Source organism: Pseudomonas sp. EA_105y_Pfl2_R69 (genome assembly GCF_963970915.1).
In the GTDB taxonomy this organism is placed as follows: Bacteria; Pseudomonadota; Gammaproteobacteria; order Pseudomonadales; family Pseudomonadaceae; genus Aquipseudomonas.
The window spans coordinates 594597-611977 of record NZ_CAXAOO010000002.1; the positions used below are offsets into that span (position 1 = coordinate 594597).

Sequence of the window (17381 nt, forward strand, 5' to 3'; positions counted from 1 at the left end):
GGTTGAGTGCATTTTAGCGGTTTAGGGTGCTGCTCCCGGTGTGCTGTCACCTTCGCCGGTGGTGGACTTGATCAATGCGAGCAAGGCGTCGAGCTCGTCATCCGTCAGTTCGAAGGCCGGCATGACCGGGGCAAAATTCTTGACGACCGCCGCATTGGGATCGCGAATGGATTGCTTGAGATAGGCCTCGTCGACCTCCACCGAGGTTCCGTCGGCAAGGGTCTGGGTCTTGCCGTACAGACCCTGCCAGGTCGGTCCGACGCCCGGCTTGCCATCGATACTGTGACAGGTCAGACAACCGAGGGAACCGGCCAGTTGCCGGCCCTGCGCCGCCAGGTCGTCGGAGGCTGCCGCGGCATCGGCCGGGGCCTGTTCCTCTGGCGGAGCGCCGTTGAGCGACTTGATCAGGGCGAGCAGCGCATCCAGTTCCTCCTGCTTGAACCTGTAGGGCACCATGACCGGCGGGTAGCCTTGCACCAGCCTGGCCTTGGGATCGAGGATCGATTCGCTCAGGTAGGCCTCGTCGGCCTGGATGCTGCTGCCGTCCGCCAGCGGTCGCGAGCTGCCGTACAGACCTTGCCAGGTCGGGCCCAGGCTGGCACTGCCGTCGAGGCTATGGCAGGCCTGGCAGCCATTGTTCTGCGCCAACTGGCGGCCCTGCTCAAGCAGGCTGGTCTGGCTGGGTTTGGTGGCCGTGCGCAGGCTCTGGGCAAAGGTCGGCTGCTTGCCCAGCCACTGTTCGAAGTCGGTGCGCGGTTCGACGATCAGCTTGCCGCGCATATTGTAGTGGGCGAGGCCGCAGTATTCGGCGCACAGCACTTCAAATTCGCCTAGGCGGGTCGGGGTGAACCAGAAGTAGGAGACCATGCCCGGCACCATGTCCATCTTGGCGCGCACCTGGGGAATATAGAAATTGTGCAGTACATCCTTGGAGCGCAGCAGCACCTTGACCGGTTGTTCCAGCGGCAGGCGCACCTCGTTGCCGCTGATCAGGATATCGTCCTGGCCGGCGGGGTCATCGGGGTCGAGCCCGAAGGGGTTGCGTGCGTCAACCCACTGGTTGTCCGCGCTGCCCAGTTGGCCGTCCTGGCCGGGGAAGCGGTAGCCCCAGCGCCACTGCTGGGCGACCACTTCCAGTTCGTGGGCCTCCTGCGGAACCCGGACGAAGTCGTGGTACACCACCAGGCCGGGGGCCAGCAGGGCGACGATGCCCAGGCTGGTGATGCCGATCAACCACCATTCCAGCTTCTTATTGTCGGGCTGATAGGCGGCGCGGCGACCGGCCTTATGCCGGTAGCGAATGATGGCAATCGCCATAAACAGGCAAACGGCGACAAAGAAGGCCCCGGTGATCAGCAGGGTGATAAACAGTGCGGCGTCTATCGAACCCCAATTGGAGGCGGCTTCTGTCGCCTGCCAGGGACTCAGCACATGGAACAGCACCGAGACGACGACAAGCAGAATCAAGACGATTGCAAATGCCATATGTTGTGCATCCTGTTCTTGCCGCCCCCGGGGCGACACAAAAACATCCTGCCAAACACTAGCGGGGGAGTTCACCCCCCTTACACCTGCCGGGCCACGCTGGTGTTATGCCCAAGACGACGAGCCAGGCTGCAAGGAGTATAGGGGAGGAACTGTGGCGGTGCCCGGCAGCGCTCAGCCCATAGGCTATCGGCGACGGGCAGCCGGCTCGACGCTGTCAATTCACGCAAGGACAGGTTCGCGCGGATGCTCGGCACCCCTGACCGTTTTCCCAGCACCCTGTCCACGAAGCGGCTGTGGCCGTCCAGAATTCTGGCGACCAGCTGCAGCAGAACCGCAGGGGACCGTGGTAACGCCGTTCTGAGCGCGAGGAGCGCCTTGCAGGCCTGCCGGGCCGGGGCCTTGCTGGTGGAACCAAGCAAAGCCTTGTGGCCGACCGTAGCTGGCCATGAACCGGGGAAGTGCCTATAACTTAAGGCATGGCCCTTGCGCCGTAACCTGGCGTCGTCTGGGCCTCGGCCAGCGTGCGGGCCGCCAGGACCGCACCGACTCGGCAGCTCTGCACAAGAGGCCACGCCCATGTCCAGCAATCCCTTGCTCGAGATGATCGGCAACACGCCGATCCTGCCGCTGACCCACCTCGACAGCGGCCCCTGCCAGCTATTCGTCAAGCTGGAAAACCAGAACCCCGGTGGCTCGATCAAGGACCGCATCGCCCTGACCATGATCGAGGCCGCGGAAAAAAGCGGCCAGCTGCAACCCGGCGGCACCATCATCGAAGCCACCGCCGGCAACACCGGCCTGGGTCTGGCCCTGGTCGCCGCGCAGAAGGGCTACCACATGCTGCTGGTGGTGCCGGACAAGATGAGCCGCGAGAAGATCTTCCACCTCAAGGCCCTCGGTGCCGAGGTGCGCCTGACCCGCTCGGATGTCGGCAAGGGCCATCCCGACTACTACCAGGACCTGGCGCGCAGCATCGCCGCACAGATGCCGGGCGCTTTCTACATCGACCAGTTCAACAACCCGGCCAATGCCTGGGCCCACGAGAGCGGCACCGGCCCGGAGATCTGGCGGCAGATGGAGCAGCGCCTCGATGCGGTGGTGGTCGGCGTCGGCTCGGGTGGCACCCTCGGCGGCCTGACCCATTTCTTCCAGAAGGTCGCGCCAGGCGTCGAGATGGTCCTGGCCGACCCGGCAGGCTCGGTGCTGGCCGACTACGTGGAGACCGGCCAGTTCGGCGAGGCCGGCAGCTGGCTGGTGGAGGGCATCGGCGAGGACTTCGTGCCGGCCATCGCCGACTTCGCCCTGGTCAAGCGCGCCTACCGCATCAGCGATGCCGAGAGCCTGCACACCGCGCGCCTGCTGCTCAAGGAGGAGGGCGTGCTGGCCGGTTCCTCGTCCGGCACCCTGCTGGCCGCCGCCTTGCGCTACTGCCGCGAGCAGACCAGCCCCAAACGGGTGCTGACCTTCGTCTGCGACAGCGGCAACAAGTACCTGTCGAAGATGTTCAACGACTACTGGATGATCGACCAGGGCCTGATCGAACGGCCCAAGCAGGGCAATCTGCGCGACCTGATCGCGCGGCGTTACGACGAAGGCACCACGGTCACCTGCAAGCCCGACGAGACCCTGTCTGCGGTTTACGGGCGCATGCGCTTCCACGATATCGACCAGGTGCCGGTGATGGAGGGCGACGACGTGATTGGCCTGGTCGACGAATGGGACCTGCTGCGCGCGGTCAAGGACGCCCCCGAGCATTTCCAGTCACCGGTGCGCGAGGCCATGGTCAGCAACCTGCAGACCCTCGACCCGGACGTGCCGCTGGAACGCCTGCTGCAGACCTTCGACGCAGGCCACGTGGCGCTGATCGTGGAAAACGGCCGCTTTCTCGGCCTGATCACCAAGAGCGACGTACTCAACCTCTGGCGCCGGACCCTGCGCTAGGGGCTGTTACCGTTTTATTCGCGGCGTGCCGGAACCTTACGGCATCAACGGTGGGTTACGCCGCTGCGCGGCTAACCCACCCTACGGGCTCGACCCATCCTACGGTCTGGCAAGTTGAGTCCGTGGCAGAAGGCAAACCCTGCAAGGGAGTTCACCATGAGCGAATTCGAAACCCTGACCGTGCACGCCGGCTACGAGCCGGACTGGACCGGCGCGGTGATGCCGCCGATCTACGCCACCTCGACCTTCCGCCAGCAATCGCCCGGGGTGCACGCCGGCTACGAGTACGGGCGCAGCCAGAACCCCACGCGCCAGGCGCTTGAGCGGGCCATCGCCGAGCTGGAGGGCGGCACCCACGGCTACGCCTTCGCCTCCGGCCTGGCGGCCTGCGCCACGCTGCTGGAACTGCTGCCGGCGGGCAGCCACCTGGTCGCGGTGGATGATCTTTACGGCGGCACCTACCGCCTGCTGGAACGGGTGCGCAAGCCCGGTTCCGGCCTGCAGGTCAGTTATGTGCCGGCGGACGCCGACGCCGCCAGCCTGGCCGCCGCGCTCAGGCCCGAGACGCGGATGATCTGGGTCGAGACCCCGACCAACCCGACCCTCAAGCTCTGCGACTTGGCCCAGGTCGGCCAGCTCGGTCGCGCCCGCGGCATCCTCACCGTGGCCGACAACACCTTTGCCTCACCCTACCTGCAGCGGCCTTTGGAGCACGGCTTCGACATCGTCGTGCACTCGGCCACCAAGTACCTTAACGGCCACTCCGACGTGATCGCCGGCCTGGTGGCCATCGCCGACCGCGCGGAATTGGCCGAACAGCTGGCCTTCCTGCAGAACTCGGTGGGTGCCATCCTCGATCCCTTCTCCAGCTTCCTCTGTCTGCGCGGCATGCGCACCCTGGCTTTGCGCCTGCAACGCCATGTCGCTAACGCCGGCGAACTGGCCGCCTGGCTGGCGCGCCAACCCCAGGTTGCCTCGGTGCTCTATCCCGGCCTGCCCAGTCACCCGCAGCACCAACTGGCGCTGCGCCAGATGCGCGGCGCGGGCGGCCTGATTAGCCTGAATCTGGCCAGCGACGGTGAAGGCACCCGGCGCTTCCTCGAGGCCACCCAACTGTTCACCCTGGCCGAGAGCCTGGGCGGGGTGGAAAGCCTGATCAGCCAGCCGGCGAAGATGACCCACGCCTCGATTCCCGCCGAACGCCGCGCACAGCTCGGCATCGGCGACAATCTGGTGCGGCTGTCGGTAGGCATCGAGCACCTAGACGATCTGCGCGCTGATTTGCAGCAGGCCTTGGCCGCGATAGCGGGTTAGCCTGCGCCTGTTCGCCTCGAGATCACGCGGGCTGGCCGTCGGTTAGTCGAGCCAATTGACGGCGGGAAACAGGCCGCTGAATGCCTCGGGCATCGCCACCACCTGGCCGGTTTTGTAGTTGAAGAAGACGAAGCCCGACTTGGCCATCGCCACCAGGCTGCCATCTGCCGGGCGGCTGATACGGAAGCTGATGTCGCCGCCGTACTTGTTGAAATCCATCACCCCGACCTCGAACAGCAACTGATCGCGGGCATGAGCTTCGGCGCGGTAGGTGGTGGCCAGGTCGGTGACGATGATGCCGGTGCCGTCCTCGCGGGTTTCCTCGATGCCGAACTCGAAGAGAAAACGCGCCCGCGCCTCGGAGATCATCGAGATCATCGAGTCGTTGCCCAGGTGGTTGGCCGCATTGATATCGGTCACCCGTACCGTCAGGTGGGTGCTGTAGCAGAACTGGTCTTCGGGAAACTCGAGTTTAAGGCGGGCCATGGGCAGGTCTCGTGCAAACGGGATAGGGCGGCGCAATTGTACGTGGGCTTTTATCGACTTTGTGCGATCGGCCCGCTGAATGATGCACCGCCCGCCACGGCGATTCGCTCGTCCTCAACGGTGTTGGGTGTTCACATGATAGAAGGTCACCCGGCCGCCTTCATTGGACGGGCCGTAATTGTCCTGAATATAGGCACCCGCCTTGAAGTACAGCTGTTCCTTGCCCCAGTACGCGCTTAATTGCTGATAAAGCGCGCCCTTGTCGCCTTCGCTGCTCTGGACGTTGACACCCAGCTTGCCGCTCGAGGTGATGCGCAGCTTATAGCTGAAACGCTCGTTCAGCTGGATGTTCTCGGCCAGCAGAATGTTCTGTACTTCTGCATCGCCCGGGCGTTTGCGCAGCAGCAGTTCCAGCCGACCGACGCCGCGTAGGTAGTGATATTGCAGTTTAGCCAGCGGATCATTGTTGCTGCCGGGTTCGTCCTTGCTGTGGATCTGGCCGATGACGACCTTGCCCTTGCTTGGCACTTGATTGACCGTCAACACCGCGCTCAGGTGGTTGTCGGCGCTGTAGTAGTACCAGTTGCTCAGCGAGCCGTCGGCCTGGGTTTCGCGCAGTTCGCTGCGCGGGTAGCGGGCGTCGGCGGTATGCGAGCCGTCTACCGGGACCCAGAAGGTGACACTGCCATCGTCATTGCGGCGCAAGTACTGGCTGTCATAACCGTTGTTCAGGCGCGGGGTTTCGATGGTAGTGGGGGATGGGTCGGTGGGAACCGAGAGGTTCCAGGTGGTGAGATCGAGCACGACTGATCCTTAATGATCTTGAACGACTGTGAATGGCTTGGTTTCGGTGGCCGTCTGCGCATTAAGTTCAATCGGATCGGCAGTTCTCAGTCAGGCCGCTGGCCTGCCGCTATCAACCCGCTGCAATCCTTACCGCGGGTTGATGGCGGCACAGCTCAAGCTGCCGGGCGCTGCTGGCGCTGGTAGAGGAATTCCATCACCGCCGCCCGGTAGCCGTGGTACTGCGGGTCGTTGGCCAGGGCCAGTCGCTCGCGGGGACGGGCCAGTTCTACCTTGAGAATATCGCCCACGGTGGCTGCCGGACCGTTGCTCATCATCACGATGCGGTCGGACAGCAGCACCGCCTCGTCGACATCGTGGGTGATCATGATCACCGTGTTGCCCAGTTCGGCGTGGATATCCATCAGCGAGTCCTGCAGGTGGGCGCGGGTCAGGGCATCCAGCGCGCCGAAGGGTTCATCCATCAGCAACACCTTGGGCTGCATGGCCAGGGCGCGGGCGATGCCGATGCGCTGTTTCATGCCGCCGGAGATTTCGCTGGGGCGCTTGTCTTTGGCGTGGCTCATATGCACCAGTTCCAGGTTGTGCTCGATCCACTCGCGCATTTCACCGCGCGATTTCTTGCCCTGGAACACCTGGCGCACCGCCAGCTCGACGTTCTGGTAGCAGCTCAGCCAGGGCAGCAGGCTGTGGTTCTGGAACACCACGGCGCGCTCGGGGCCGGGTTCGTCGACCTCGCGGCCGTCGAGGATGACCCCGCCAGTGGTGGCCTTGTACAGACCGGCGACGATGTTCAGCACGGTGGACTTGCCACAGCCGGAGTGGCCGATCAGGGAGACGAACTCGCCCTTGTCGATGCGCAGGTTGACGTTCTGCAGCGCGCGGTACAGGCCCTTGTCGGTGGGGAAATCGATGCCGACGCCGCTGAGTTCGAGGTGTGAATGGCTCATGGAAAAGTCTCCTGATTAGCGCAGTACGGCATTCTTGTCCCAGCTGAACTGGCGTTGCAGCAGGAGCATAAGACGGTCGAGGGCGAAGCCGATCAGGCCGATGACGATTACCGCCACCATGATCCGCCCGAGGGAGTTGGAGCTGCCGTTCTGGAACTCGTCCCAGATGAATTTGCCCAGGCCGGGGTTCTGCGCCAGCATCTCGGCGGCGATCAGCACCATCCAGCCGGTCCCCAGCGACAGGCGCAGACCGGTGAAGATCATCGGCACGGCGGCCGGCAGGACGATGCGCCGTACATGCGACATGGGCGACAGGCTCAGCACCTTGCTGACGTTGTTAAGGTCCTGGTCGATGCCGGCCACGCCCACCGTGGTGTTGATCACCGTCGGCCACAGGCAGCACAGCGCCACGGTGATCGCCGAGGTGAGGAAGGACTTGGCGAACAGTGGGTCATCGCTGACGTACAGGGCGCTGACCAGCATGGTCACCAGCGGCAGCCAGGCCAGCGGCGACACCGGCTTGAACACCTGAATCAGCGGGTTGATGGCGGTGTAGATGCCCTTGCTCAGGCCGCAGACGATCCCCAACGGAATGGCGATCAGCGAGGCGATGGCAAAGCCGGCCATCACGGTGTAGAGGCTGGTGAAGATCTGCTGGATAAAGGTCGGTTTGCCGGTATAGATGCGTACCTTGACCTCGGCGTCCGGATTCTTCGCCAGCAGGGCGGCGTTGCGCGTGTCCTGGCGCTCATAGAAGGTCCGGGCCTTTTCGCGCTCCTTGAGGTGCGCACCGACCAGGCCGGAGAACTGTTCGGAGACCTGCACCGGGCCGGGAAACTGGCCGAGGCTGGTCTGGATATTGTTGGCCAGCAGCTGCCAGCACAGCAGGAAGCCGATGATGCCCAGCATGGGCAGGATCAGGGCCGGAGCCCAGCGCTTGAGCAGCGCACTGCTGCGCGCCGACTTGAGTGTTGCGGTTATCGGGGTGGCGACGCTCGGGTTGCTCATCGTCCTGTCCTCTTGGTTAGGAGGGAGCCGGGGTGCCGGCTCCGGGAGTGCCGATTAGAGCTGCGTGTCGCCTTTCAGGCCGATCTCGAACTGCTCGAGGTAGGCATTGGGCTTGCGTCCGTCGTAAGGCACACCGTCGATGGTGTCGGTCAGCGGGGCACGGAAGCCGTCGTCGTCGGCCGGTGGGAAGTCAGCGGCGCTGAACTTGCCTTCTGCCACCAGTTCGGCAGCGGCTTCGCGGTAGATCGCCGGCAGGTAGACCTGCTTGGCCATCTCCAGGTACCAACTGTCCGGCTTGGCGTCGGCGATCTGGCCCCAGCGGCGCATCTGCGTCAGGTACCACACGGCATCGGAGTAGTAGGGGTAGGTGGCGTGGTAGCGGAAGAACACGTTGAAATCCGGCACCTCGCGCTTGTCACCCTTCTCGAACTCGAAGGTGCCGGTCATCGAGTTGGCGATCACCTTGGCGTCGGCCCCCACGTACTCGGGACGGGAAAGGATCTCCACCGCTTCCTGGCGGTTGGCGTTGTTGTCCGCGTCCAGCCACTGACCGGCGCGGATCAGCGCCTTGACCACGCGCTTGTGGGTTTCCGGATTGGCTTCGGCCCAGCTCTTGGACACGCCGAAGACCTTCTCCGACATGTTTTTGCGGATGGCGTAGTCGGCCACCACCGGCACGCCGATACCCTTGAACACGGCGGCCTGGTTCCACGGCTCGCCGACGCTGTAACCGTGGATGGTGCCGGCTTCCATGGTGGCCGGCATCTGCGGCGGTGGGGTCACCGAGAGCAGGGCCTTGGCGTCGATCTGGCCGCTGATGTCGCCCTTGTGCGGAGCGTAATAACCCGGATGGATGCCGCCGGCGGCGAGCCAGTAGCGCAGTTCGTAGTTATGGGTGGACACCGGGAACACCATGCCCAGATTGAAGGACTTGCCGCCGGCGTTGAACTTCTCGATCACCGGCTTCAGGGCGTCGGCCTTGATCGGGTGCACCGGCTTGCCGCCTTCCATCGGCACATGCTTCTTCATCTCCTCCCAGACCGCATTGGAGACGGTGATGGCGTTGCCGTTGAGGTCCATGGTGAAGGCGGTGACCACGTCGGCCTTGGTGCCGAAACCTATGGTGGCTCCGATCGGCTGGCCGGAGAGCATGTGTGCGCCGTCCAGTTCACCGTCGATCACTCGATCCAGTAGTACCTTCCAGTTGGCCTGGGCCTCCAGGGTGACGTACAAGCCTTCATCCTCGAAGAAGCCTTTCTCGTAAGCGATGGCCAGCGGGGCCATATCGGTCAGTTTGATAAAGCCGAATTTCAGCTCGTCCTTTTCCGCCTCGGCGGCGAGGGCGATCTGCACGCTCAGCGGCGATAGCAGCATGACGGCAGCACAGCCGAGTCCGGCCAGGGTTTTCTTTAGTAGCGAACGGCGAGCGGTGGAGTTACGCATAGTGGTTCCTCAGGTCCCAGAAACGAAAAAAGACGTCGCGGACAACCCCGCCAGTAGCTGGCCGAGTGTCGTTGACGTCTTTGTCAATTTCGTCCCGATCACCGCCGTTGGCGATCTGAAGACGTGTGTAGGTGTCTTGAGGAGGTATATGCAAAGGGCTTGCCAGTTTTGCGTAAACGCTGGCAATGCCGCCCTCAGGAATGGACCTGCGGAACTTAGAAACAGTCTAGGATAGATTTATATATTTATATAAATCATATGCTTGGGGTTAATATTTAATATTAATTATAGGTCGTGAGACTGGCGCGCAGATGTCCCCGGCATTGGCCCATGGGACCGCATTGCGGTGTCCATGGGCCATTGGTGTGCAGGCACGAGCGGCGTTGGGCGCTTTTGGTTCGCCTGCCGGCCTGGGGAGAAATCCCTCAGGCCCTGTGTCCCTGGCGCTGGGGAGCGGATCGCGGCTGCGCCTCCTCGACAAACTCCTTGAGCCAGCGCAGCACTTGCACCGCCTCCCAGCGAGCGGGATCGAACATGGCATAGGCCAGGCCCTGGTAACCGACCACATCGAGCTGCTTGTGGTAGCCGGCACGTTGTAGCAGGGCCTCGATTTCGGCAAAACAGGTATTGAAGTGCACTCTGGAGAACGGCGTCTTGCCTTCGGTGACGATGCCTTCCAGGTGCAATTCGGCGACCGTGGCACGGACCTTTTCCAGCGCCATGCGGTTTACCGTGTGCTTCAACTGCAGTACGTCCAGCATCCTCGTTCTCCTGGTTAATCTCTGGGGTGGCCCGGGTGTGCAGCGTTGCAGGCCTGGCGTAATGAGCGGATTCAGGGTAATCGAAAAACACTGTACAAATAAACAGTATTCGATAATAGTAAGGCTGTCTCCCAGATTTACCGCCTTGCCGTAGGCCCTGAAAGCCGCTGCCGGAGTAACTGACAATGCAACAGATGCTGATGACAATTGTGCTGCTGGGCCTGCTGAGTGGTTGTGCCCAGCCACAACTGGAACAACCCAGGGCCAATGGCACCTACCTGGTGATCGAGGACGGCCAGGCCTGGGCCGTGCTGGTTTCCGATGGCAAGCGGGTGCAGGAACAGGGTCGGGTGGTGGATACGATCAGGCTGCCGAGCCGGGACGCCCGCGTCGCGGCCAGTTACGTGATCGAAACGGCCAATTGCGGCCGGGTGCAGTGGCTGAGCGAGCGCTCGGATGCCGCCGATGGCAGCACCACGCTGATGTCGCTGCACAGCAACAGCAGTCGCAGCCAGCTGAGCCAGAGTGGCTGCGTGATTGGCGACGGCCTCAGTCGGGTATGGACGGTGCTGGATTATTCGAGCTGATTGGACAGCGCCCTGCCGGCACGACACGCGCGCGGGCAGGGCGCAGGGGCTGCTCTGCTGCCAGGGTCGGCAGCCCCTGGCGAGCCGTCAGCTATCGGTGGCCTTACGCGGTTTGCTTGCAGCCGGGGGCTGGATCAGGCCATCGGCACGGAACATCGCCTTGATGCCGCGAATGGCCTGGCGGGTACGGTCCTGGTTCTCGATCATGGCAAAGCGCACATGGTCGTCGCCGTAATCGCCGAAACCGATGCCGGGCGAGACGCAGACCTTGGCTTCCAGCAGCAGCTTCTTGGCGAACTCCAGGGAGCCGAGGTGGGCGTACTGCTCGGGAATCTTCGCCCAGACGTACATCGAGGCCTTGGGGTTTTCCACCATCCAGCCGATCTCGTGCAGGCCCTTGACCAGCACGTTCCGGCGCTGGCGGTACTGTTCGGCGATATCGCGCACGCACTGCTGGTCGCCTTCCAGGGCGGCGATGGCCGCCACCTGCAGCGGGGTAAAGGTGCCGTAGTCGTGGTAGCTCTTGATCCGTGCCAGGGCGTTGACCAGCTCCTTGTTGCCGACCATAAAGCCGATGCGCCAGCCCGCCATGTTGTAGCTCTTGGACAGGGTGAAGAACTCCACGGCAATGTCCTTGGCTCCCGGTACCTGCATGATCGAGGGCGCCTTCCAGCCGTCGTAGACGATGTCGGCGTAAGCCAGGTCGTGGATCACCAGTACGTCGTACTGCTTGGCCAGGGCCACCACCCGTTCGAAGAAGTCCAGTTCCACGCACTGCGCGGTGGGATTGGAGGGAAAACCGAGGATCATCATCTTCGGCTTGGGGATCGACTCGCGAATCGCCCGCTCCAGCTCGGCGAAGAAGTCCACCCCGGGAACCAACGGCACCGAGCGCACCTGCGCCCCGGCGATTACCGCGCCGTAGATATGGATCGGGTAGCTGGGGTTGGGCACCAGCACCGTGTCGCCATGGTCCAGGGTGGCCAGCATCAGATGCGCCAGACCTTCCTTGGAGCCAATGGTGACGATGGCTTCGCTTTCCGGGTCGATCTCCACCGCATAGCGATCCTGGTACCAGCGCGAAATGGCGCGGCGCAGGCGCGGAATGCCGCGGGAAGTGGAATAGCCGTGGGTGTCGTCGCGTTGGGCGACCTGTACCAGCTTCTCGACGATATGCGGCGGCGTGGGGCCATCCGGGTTGCCCATGCTGAAGTCGATGATGTCTTCGCCACGGCGACGCGCGGCCATCTTCAGCTCGGCGGTGATGTTGAATACGTAAGGGGGGAGTCGATCGATGCGCGCAAAGCGGCGCGGAGCTTGGTCAGCCATGCTTTCCTCGGAAACGTAAGCGCCCGGAACCGTCCGAGCGACGTTGGCCAGTGCGCTGGCCAGGTGGCGAAGATAAGCGGGAAGGGTAGGGTCTGTCGAGAGGCTGAATGCGCTCTGTAGAACCAGCTTGCTGGTGATAGCCGCCAATCGCCAGTAAGCCGGCTCCTGCAGGCCGGGCTTTAGCCGCCCAGCATGTCGTGCATGGCGATGATCTGCTCGGCGACCTGCACCAGTTTCTGCTGGCGGCTCATGGCCTGACGGCGCATCAGGGTATAGGCCTCTTCTTCGTTGCAGGATTTCATTTTCATCAGCAGGCCCTTGGCCAGTTCGATTCTTTTGCGCTCGGCCAGTTGGGCGTCGCGGGCCTGCAACTGGGCGCGCAGGGCCTGGTCGCTCTCGAAACGCGCCATGGCCACATCGAGGATGGGTTGCAGGCGCTGGGCATGGATGCCTTCGACGATGTAAGCGCTAACTCCGCTCTGGATCGCCTGGCGCATCACGCCTGGGTCATGCTCGTCGGTGAACATGACGATGGGGCGCGGCTGGTCGCGACTGACCAGTACCACCTGTTCCATCACGTCGCGGCTGGGGGACTCGGTGTCGATCAGGATCACGTCGGGGCGTACCGCCTCGACCCGTTCCGGCAGGTCGATGGTCAGGCCGGACTCGTCGATGACCTCGAAGCCGGCCTCGATCAGGGCGGTTTTCAGCCGGCCGACCTTTTTTGGCGTGTCGTTGATCAGCAAAATACGCAGCATCTCAGAGGCTCTCTTCTAGGGCGGCCGCGGCGTTTTCGGCCAGGGCGTTGAGGGCAAAACTGCGGGCATATTCTGCCGGATCGCTGCCGTCCCAGGTTTTTCCATCGAGCAGTCGACTGCTGCGCATGGCATCCGGTACCTGGATACCCAAAGCGGCGGCTGCCTGGCTGTACAGCTCAAGCTGCTGCACCTGGCGGGCCAGCGCGAGGTAGTCGGGATCGTCGCGCAGCAGGCCCCAACGGCGGAACTGGGTCATAAACCAGATGCCGTCCGACAGGTAGGGCATATTCACCAGGCCGTCGGCATGGAAGCGCAGCGGATGCGGGTCCAGCCAGGCATGGCCGAGGCCGTCCTGGTACTGGCCGAGAAAACGCGGCTGGATGGCCGACAACGGCGCATCGACATAGTCGCTACCGCTGAGCAGCTGCGCGGTGCTGCGTTTGTTTTCCTCGCTCTCGTCGATAAAGCGGCTGGCCTCCAGGACAGCCATGACCAGGGCGCGGGCAGCATTGGGATGCTGTTCGACGAAGCTACGGGTGCAGCCCAGGACTTTCTCCGGGTGATCCGGCCAGATCGACTGGCTGGTGGCCAGGGTGCAGCCAAGCTGTTCGTCCACCGCCTGGGCGCTCCAGGGTTCGCCGACGCAGAAACCGTCGATGCGCTGCGCCTTGAGGTGCGCCAGCATCTGCGGCGGCGGCACCACCACGCTGTCGACGTCCTGAAGCGGATGAATGCCTTGGCTCGCCAGCCAGTAATAGAGCCACATGGCATGGGTCCCAGTGGGGAAGGTCTGAGCGAAGGTCAGTTTTGCACCGCCCTGGTGCGCGCGTGAGGCCAGTGCTTCGCCGCTGCACACGCCAGCCGCCTGCAGGGCCGGCGACAGGTTGATGCTCTGACCATTGTGGTTCAGCCCCATCAAAATCGCCATGTCGGTGGCAGGTGCGCCGCCGAGCCCCAGCTGTACGCCGTAAATCATGCCGTAGAGGCTGTGCGCCGCATCCAGCTCACCGCTCAGCAACTTGTCGCGCAAGGTGGCCCAGGAGGCCTGGCGCTGCAGGTTGAGGGTCAGGCCGTGTTTCTCGGCAAAGCCCTGGGTGGCGGCGACGATCACCGATGCCGCGTCGGTCAGGGCCATAAAGCCGATATTCAGTACACGCTTTTCCGGTACGTCACTGCGGCTGATATCGTGCTCGCTCATGGTGCTTTTCCTTGGTTCACGCAAAAAAGTGCCGTGCCAACGGCTGATCTAGTCAGCGATTGGGACGACACCATTGTCTATCAAGTCGTTTCCGCCGTTGGAAGGACTTAGCTGGCTATAGCAAAGCAAGGCATATGCCAGGGTTGCGGTGCGCTCGCTGGAGGCCGCCACGTCGGTGATGATGGCGCAAGAATCTCCCCGGACTACACCTGCTGCGGTATGGCCGGTTCGCTGTAGGCGAGCGCTAAAAGCCGGGGCTATAAAAAATGCCGCTCACTTAGGGAAAGTGAGCGGCATTAATGTGTTGCGGGTGCGATTTCAGCGTTCGAGCATCTGCTTGACATTGCTTTGCGGGATCTGCTGTTCGCGTCCTTCACTGTCGGTGAACTCGATCATTCCGGTGTCTTTATCCAGGCGCGGCTTGCCATCGCTGGTCAGCAGCTGGCCGTCGGTGGTGCTGATGATGTATTCGCTGCTGCAGCCGGCCAGACTGAGCAGGCACAGTGCAACAATGATTCCGTGCTTCATGGACTTCTCCTTATGGTGATGTGGTGCGTTATGGTACCGCCAGGCGCAGAAGGTAGCCGTTTGGCTTTGCTCTGTGCAATTGGCGCGTAAAGAGAAGCCCCGCACAAGGCGGGGCTGCTCTTTACAAGTGCAGCGCGATGCGTTGTTTCGTTAGGCTTGAACGACCGGGATCTGGGCGTTCGCAGCGGCTTCACGGAACTCGGCGATCTGGTCGAAACTCAGGTAGCGGTAAACGTCCGCTGCCATGGTGTCGATTTTCTTCGCGTAGACCATGTATTCCTCAACACTCGGCAGTTTGCCGGTGATCGCTGCAACAGCGGCCAGCTCGGCCGAAGCCAGGTAAACGTTGGCACCATCGCCCAGACGGTTGGGGAAGTTACGGGTGGAGGTCGAAACCACGGTGGAGTTCGCCTCAACGCGTGCCTGGTTACCCATGCACAGCGAGCAGCCCGGCATTTCCATGCGCGCGCCGGCTTTGCCGTAGATGCCGTAGTAGCCTTCTTCGGTCAGCTGATGCTGGTCCATCTTGGTCGGCGGCGACAGCCACAGACGAGTCGGCAGGGTGCCTTCGACTTTCTCCAGCAACTTACCGGCAGCGCGGAAGTGACCGATGTTGGTCATGCACGAACCGATAAACACTTCGTCGATCTTCTCGCCCTGAACGGAGGACAGCAGACGAGCATCGTCCGGGTCGTTCGGTGCGCAGAGAACCGGCTCGTTGATGTCGGCCAGGTCGATTTCGATGATTTCGGCGTACTCGGCGTCCTTGTCAGCTTCCATCAGCTTCGGATCGGCCAACCAGGCTTCCATCGCTTGGGCGCGACGCTCCATGGTGCGTGCATCGCCGTAGCCTTCGCTGATCATCCAGCGCAGCAGGGTGATGTTGGACTGCAGGTATTCGGCGATGGCTTTTTCCGGCAGCTTGATGGTGCAGCCTGCAGCGGAACGCTCAGCCGAAGCATCGGACAGCTCGAACGCCTGCTCGACGGTCAGCTCGTCCAGGCCTTCGATTTCCAGGATGCGGCCGGAGAAGGCGTTGATCTTGCCTTTCTTCTCGACGGTCAGCAGGCCTTTCTGGATGGCCACGTAAGGGATGGCATGGACCAGGTCACGCAGGGTGATGCCCGGTTGCAGTTTGCCCTTGAAGCGCACCAGTACCGATTCCGGCATGTCCAGCGGCATAACGCCGGTGGCAGCGGCGAAGGCGACCAGGCCGGAACCGGCCGGGAAGGAGATGCCGATCGGGAAGCGGGTGTGCGAGTCGCCACCGGTACCGACGGTGTCCGGCAGCAGCATGCGGTTCAGCCAGCTGTGGATGATGCCGTCGCCAGGACGCAGGGACACGCCGCCACGGGTGCGGATGAAATCCGGCAGGGTGTGGTGGGTGGTGACGTCGATCGGCTTCGGATAAGCCGCGGTGTGGCAGAACGACTGCATCACCAGGTCGGCGGAGAAGCCCAGGCACGCCAGGTCTTTCAGCTCGTCGCGGGTCATCGGGCCAGTGGTGTCCTGGGAGCCGACGGTAGTCATCTTCGGTTCGCAGTAGGTGCCAGGGCGCACGCCTTGGCCTTCCGCCAAACCGCAGGCCTTGCCGACCATCTTCTGCGCCAGGGTGAAACCCTTGGTGCTGGCGGCAGGCGGCTCAGGCAGCTTGAACAGGTCGGTTGGGCCCAGGCCCAGTTCGGCGCGCGCTTTCTCGGTCAGGCCGCGACCGATGATCAGCGGGATACGGCCGCCAGCGCGGACTTCGTCGAGCAGTACCGGGGTCTTCATTTCGAAGGTGGTCAGTACTTCATCGGTGCCGTGCTTGCAGACTTTGCCAGCATGCGGGTACAGGTCGATCACGTCGCCCATGTGCATGTTGGATACGTCGAATTCGATCGGCAGGGCGCCGGCATCTTCCATGGTGTTGTAGAAGATCGGGGCGATCTTGTTACCGAAGCAGAAGCCACCCGCGCGCTTGTTCGGCACGTTCGGCACGTCGTCGCCGAAGAACCACAGCACCGAGTTGGTGGCGGATTTGCGCGAGGAGCCGGTACCGACCACGTCGCCGACGTAAGCAATCGGGAAACCTTCGCCGCGCATGGCTTCGATTTGTTTCATCGGGCCAGTAACGCCTTGTTCGTCCGGCACGATGCCGTCACGGGCCATTTTCAGCATGGCCAGGGCGTGCAACGGGATATCCGGGCGCGACCAGGCATCGGGAGCCGGGGACAAGTCGTCGGTGTTGGTTTCGCCGGTGACCTTGAACACGCGCAGGCTGATCTTGTCGGCCAGGGTCGGGCGGTTCTTGAACCACTCGCCGTCAGCCCAGGATTGCAGCACGCCTTTGGCGTGAACGTTGCCGTTCTTGGCTTTTTCCGCGACGTCGTGGAAGGCGTCGAACATCAGCAGGGTGTGCTTCAGTTGTTCGGCAGTCACGGCAGCCAGTTCGCTGTCGTCGAGCAGCTCGACCAGGGTGGCGATGTTATAGCCGCCCTGCATGGTGCCGAGCAATTCAACGGCGTGTTGCTTGCTGATCAGCGGGGAGGAGGCTTCGCCTTTGGCAATGGCAGAGAGGAAACCGGCCTTGACGTAGGCGGCTTCGTCGACGCCTGGCGGTACGCGGTTGGTGATCAGGTCGAGCAGGAAAGCTTCTTCGCCTGCTGGCGGGTTTTTCAGCAGCTCGATCAGGCCTGCGGTTTGTTCGGCGTTCAGCGGCTGGGGCACGATACCCTGAGCGGCACGCTCTGCTACATGTTTGCGATAGGCTTCAAGCACAGTTATTACCCTCATCAGTGGTCCCA

At 62.9% G+C, this 17381-nt stretch carries 15 protein-coding genes; 3 read left to right on the forward strand and 12 right to left on the reverse strand.

Features of this window, described 5'->3' with window-relative positions; translation table 11 throughout:
* Window positions 1-21 precede the first annotated feature (21 nt).
* Window positions 22-1485 carry a cytochrome c oxidase subunit II gene (locus tag AACY13_RS08610; RefSeq protein ID WP_339460760.1) on the reverse strand — a complete coding sequence of 488 codons (1464 nt, stop codon included), beginning with the start codon at window positions 1483-1485 and terminating at the stop codon, window positions 22-24.
* A gap of 579 nt (window positions 1486-2064) precedes the next feature.
* Between AACY13_RS08610 and AACY13_RS08615 the strand changes: the two genes are divergently transcribed.
* Both AACY13_RS08615 and AACY13_RS08620 read left to right on the forward strand, forming a co-directional pair.
* Entirely contained in the window at window positions 2065-3429 is a 1365-nt protein-coding gene (locus AACY13_RS08615) for a cystathionine beta-synthase (protein ID WP_339460762.1), read from the forward strand.
* Window positions 3430-3585: 156 nt separating this feature from the next.
* Window positions 3586-4743 carry a trans-sulfuration enzyme family protein gene (locus AACY13_RS08620; protein ID WP_339460763.1) on the forward strand — a complete coding sequence of 386 codons (1158 nt, stop codon included), beginning with the start codon at window positions 3586-3588 and terminating at the stop codon, window positions 4741-4743.
* Window positions 4744-4785: 42 nt separating this feature from the next.
* Here AACY13_RS08620 and AACY13_RS08625 read toward each other — a convergent pair whose 3' ends face one another.
* The 6 genes from AACY13_RS08625 to AACY13_RS08650 form a co-directional block, all read right to left on the reverse strand.
* Window positions 4786-5229: a thioesterase family protein gene (locus AACY13_RS08625; RefSeq protein WP_339460764.1), complete on the reverse strand. Its 444-nt coding sequence runs from the start codon at window positions 5227-5229 to the stop codon at window positions 4786-4788.
* A 114-nt stretch (window positions 5230-5343) separates the two neighbouring features.
* Window positions 5344-6033 (reverse strand): polysaccharide lyase family 7 protein, encoded by a 690-nt coding sequence (locus tag AACY13_RS08630; RefSeq protein ID WP_339460766.1) that lies wholly within the window; start codon window positions 6031-6033, stop codon window positions 5344-5346.
* 155 nt (window positions 6034-6188) lie between these two features.
* A complete protein-coding gene (locus AACY13_RS08635; RefSeq protein WP_339460767.1) occupies window positions 6189-6983 on the reverse strand; it encodes an ABC transporter ATP-binding protein in 795 nt (264 codons plus the stop codon).
* 15 nt (window positions 6984-6998) lie between these two features.
* Window positions 6999-7991: an ABC transporter permease gene (locus AACY13_RS08640; RefSeq protein ID WP_339460769.1), complete on the reverse strand. Its 993-nt coding sequence runs from the start codon at window positions 7989-7991 to the stop codon at window positions 6999-7001.
* A gap of 54 nt (window positions 7992-8045) precedes the next feature.
* Window positions 8046-9434, reverse strand: a complete 1389-nt coding sequence (locus AACY13_RS08645) for a CmpA/NrtA family ABC transporter substrate-binding protein (protein ID WP_339460771.1) — start codon at window positions 9432-9434, stop codon at window positions 8046-8048.
* Between the two features lie 425 nt (window positions 9435-9859).
* Window positions 9860-10195: a transcriptional regulator gene (locus AACY13_RS08650; protein WP_339460772.1), complete on the reverse strand. Its 336-nt coding sequence runs from the start codon at window positions 10193-10195 to the stop codon at window positions 9860-9862.
* A 185-nt stretch (window positions 10196-10380) separates the two neighbouring features.
* On the opposite strand from AACY13_RS08650, the gene AACY13_RS08655 reads away from it, so the two are divergent.
* Window positions 10381-10782: a hypothetical protein gene (locus AACY13_RS08655; protein ID WP_339460774.1), complete on the forward strand. Its 402-nt coding sequence runs from the start codon at window positions 10381-10383 to the stop codon at window positions 10780-10782.
* 87 nt (window positions 10783-10869) lie between these two features.
* Here AACY13_RS08655 and alaC read toward each other — a convergent pair whose 3' ends face one another.
* The 5 genes from alaC to acnB form a co-directional block, all read right to left on the reverse strand.
* A complete protein-coding gene (gene alaC / locus AACY13_RS08660) occupies window positions 10870-12111 on the reverse strand; it encodes an alanine transaminase (RefSeq protein ID WP_339460776.1) in 1242 nt (413 codons plus the stop codon).
* A 179-nt stretch (window positions 12112-12290) separates the two neighbouring features.
* Window positions 12291-12869 carry an ANTAR domain-containing response regulator gene (locus AACY13_RS08665; RefSeq protein WP_339460778.1) on the reverse strand — a complete coding sequence of 193 codons (579 nt, stop codon included), beginning with the start codon at window positions 12867-12869 and terminating at the stop codon, window positions 12291-12293.
* A gap of 1 nt (window position 12870) precedes the next feature.
* A complete protein-coding gene (locus AACY13_RS08670; protein WP_339460779.1) occupies window positions 12871-14067 on the reverse strand; it encodes a CmpA/NrtA family ABC transporter substrate-binding protein in 1197 nt (398 codons plus the stop codon).
* Between the two features lie 318 nt (window positions 14068-14385).
* Window positions 14386-14595: a YgdI/YgdR family lipoprotein gene (locus AACY13_RS08675; protein WP_339460780.1), complete on the reverse strand. Its 210-nt coding sequence runs from the start codon at window positions 14593-14595 to the stop codon at window positions 14386-14388.
* Between the two features lie 150 nt (window positions 14596-14745).
* The gene (gene acnB, locus AACY13_RS08680) at window positions 14746-17355 is read right to left on the reverse strand and encodes a bifunctional aconitate hydratase 2/2-methylisocitrate dehydratase (RefSeq protein WP_339460969.1); all 2610 of its coding nucleotides are present in this window, start codon (window positions 17353-17355) and stop codon (window positions 14746-14748) included.
* Window positions 17356-17381: the final 26 nt, after the last annotated feature.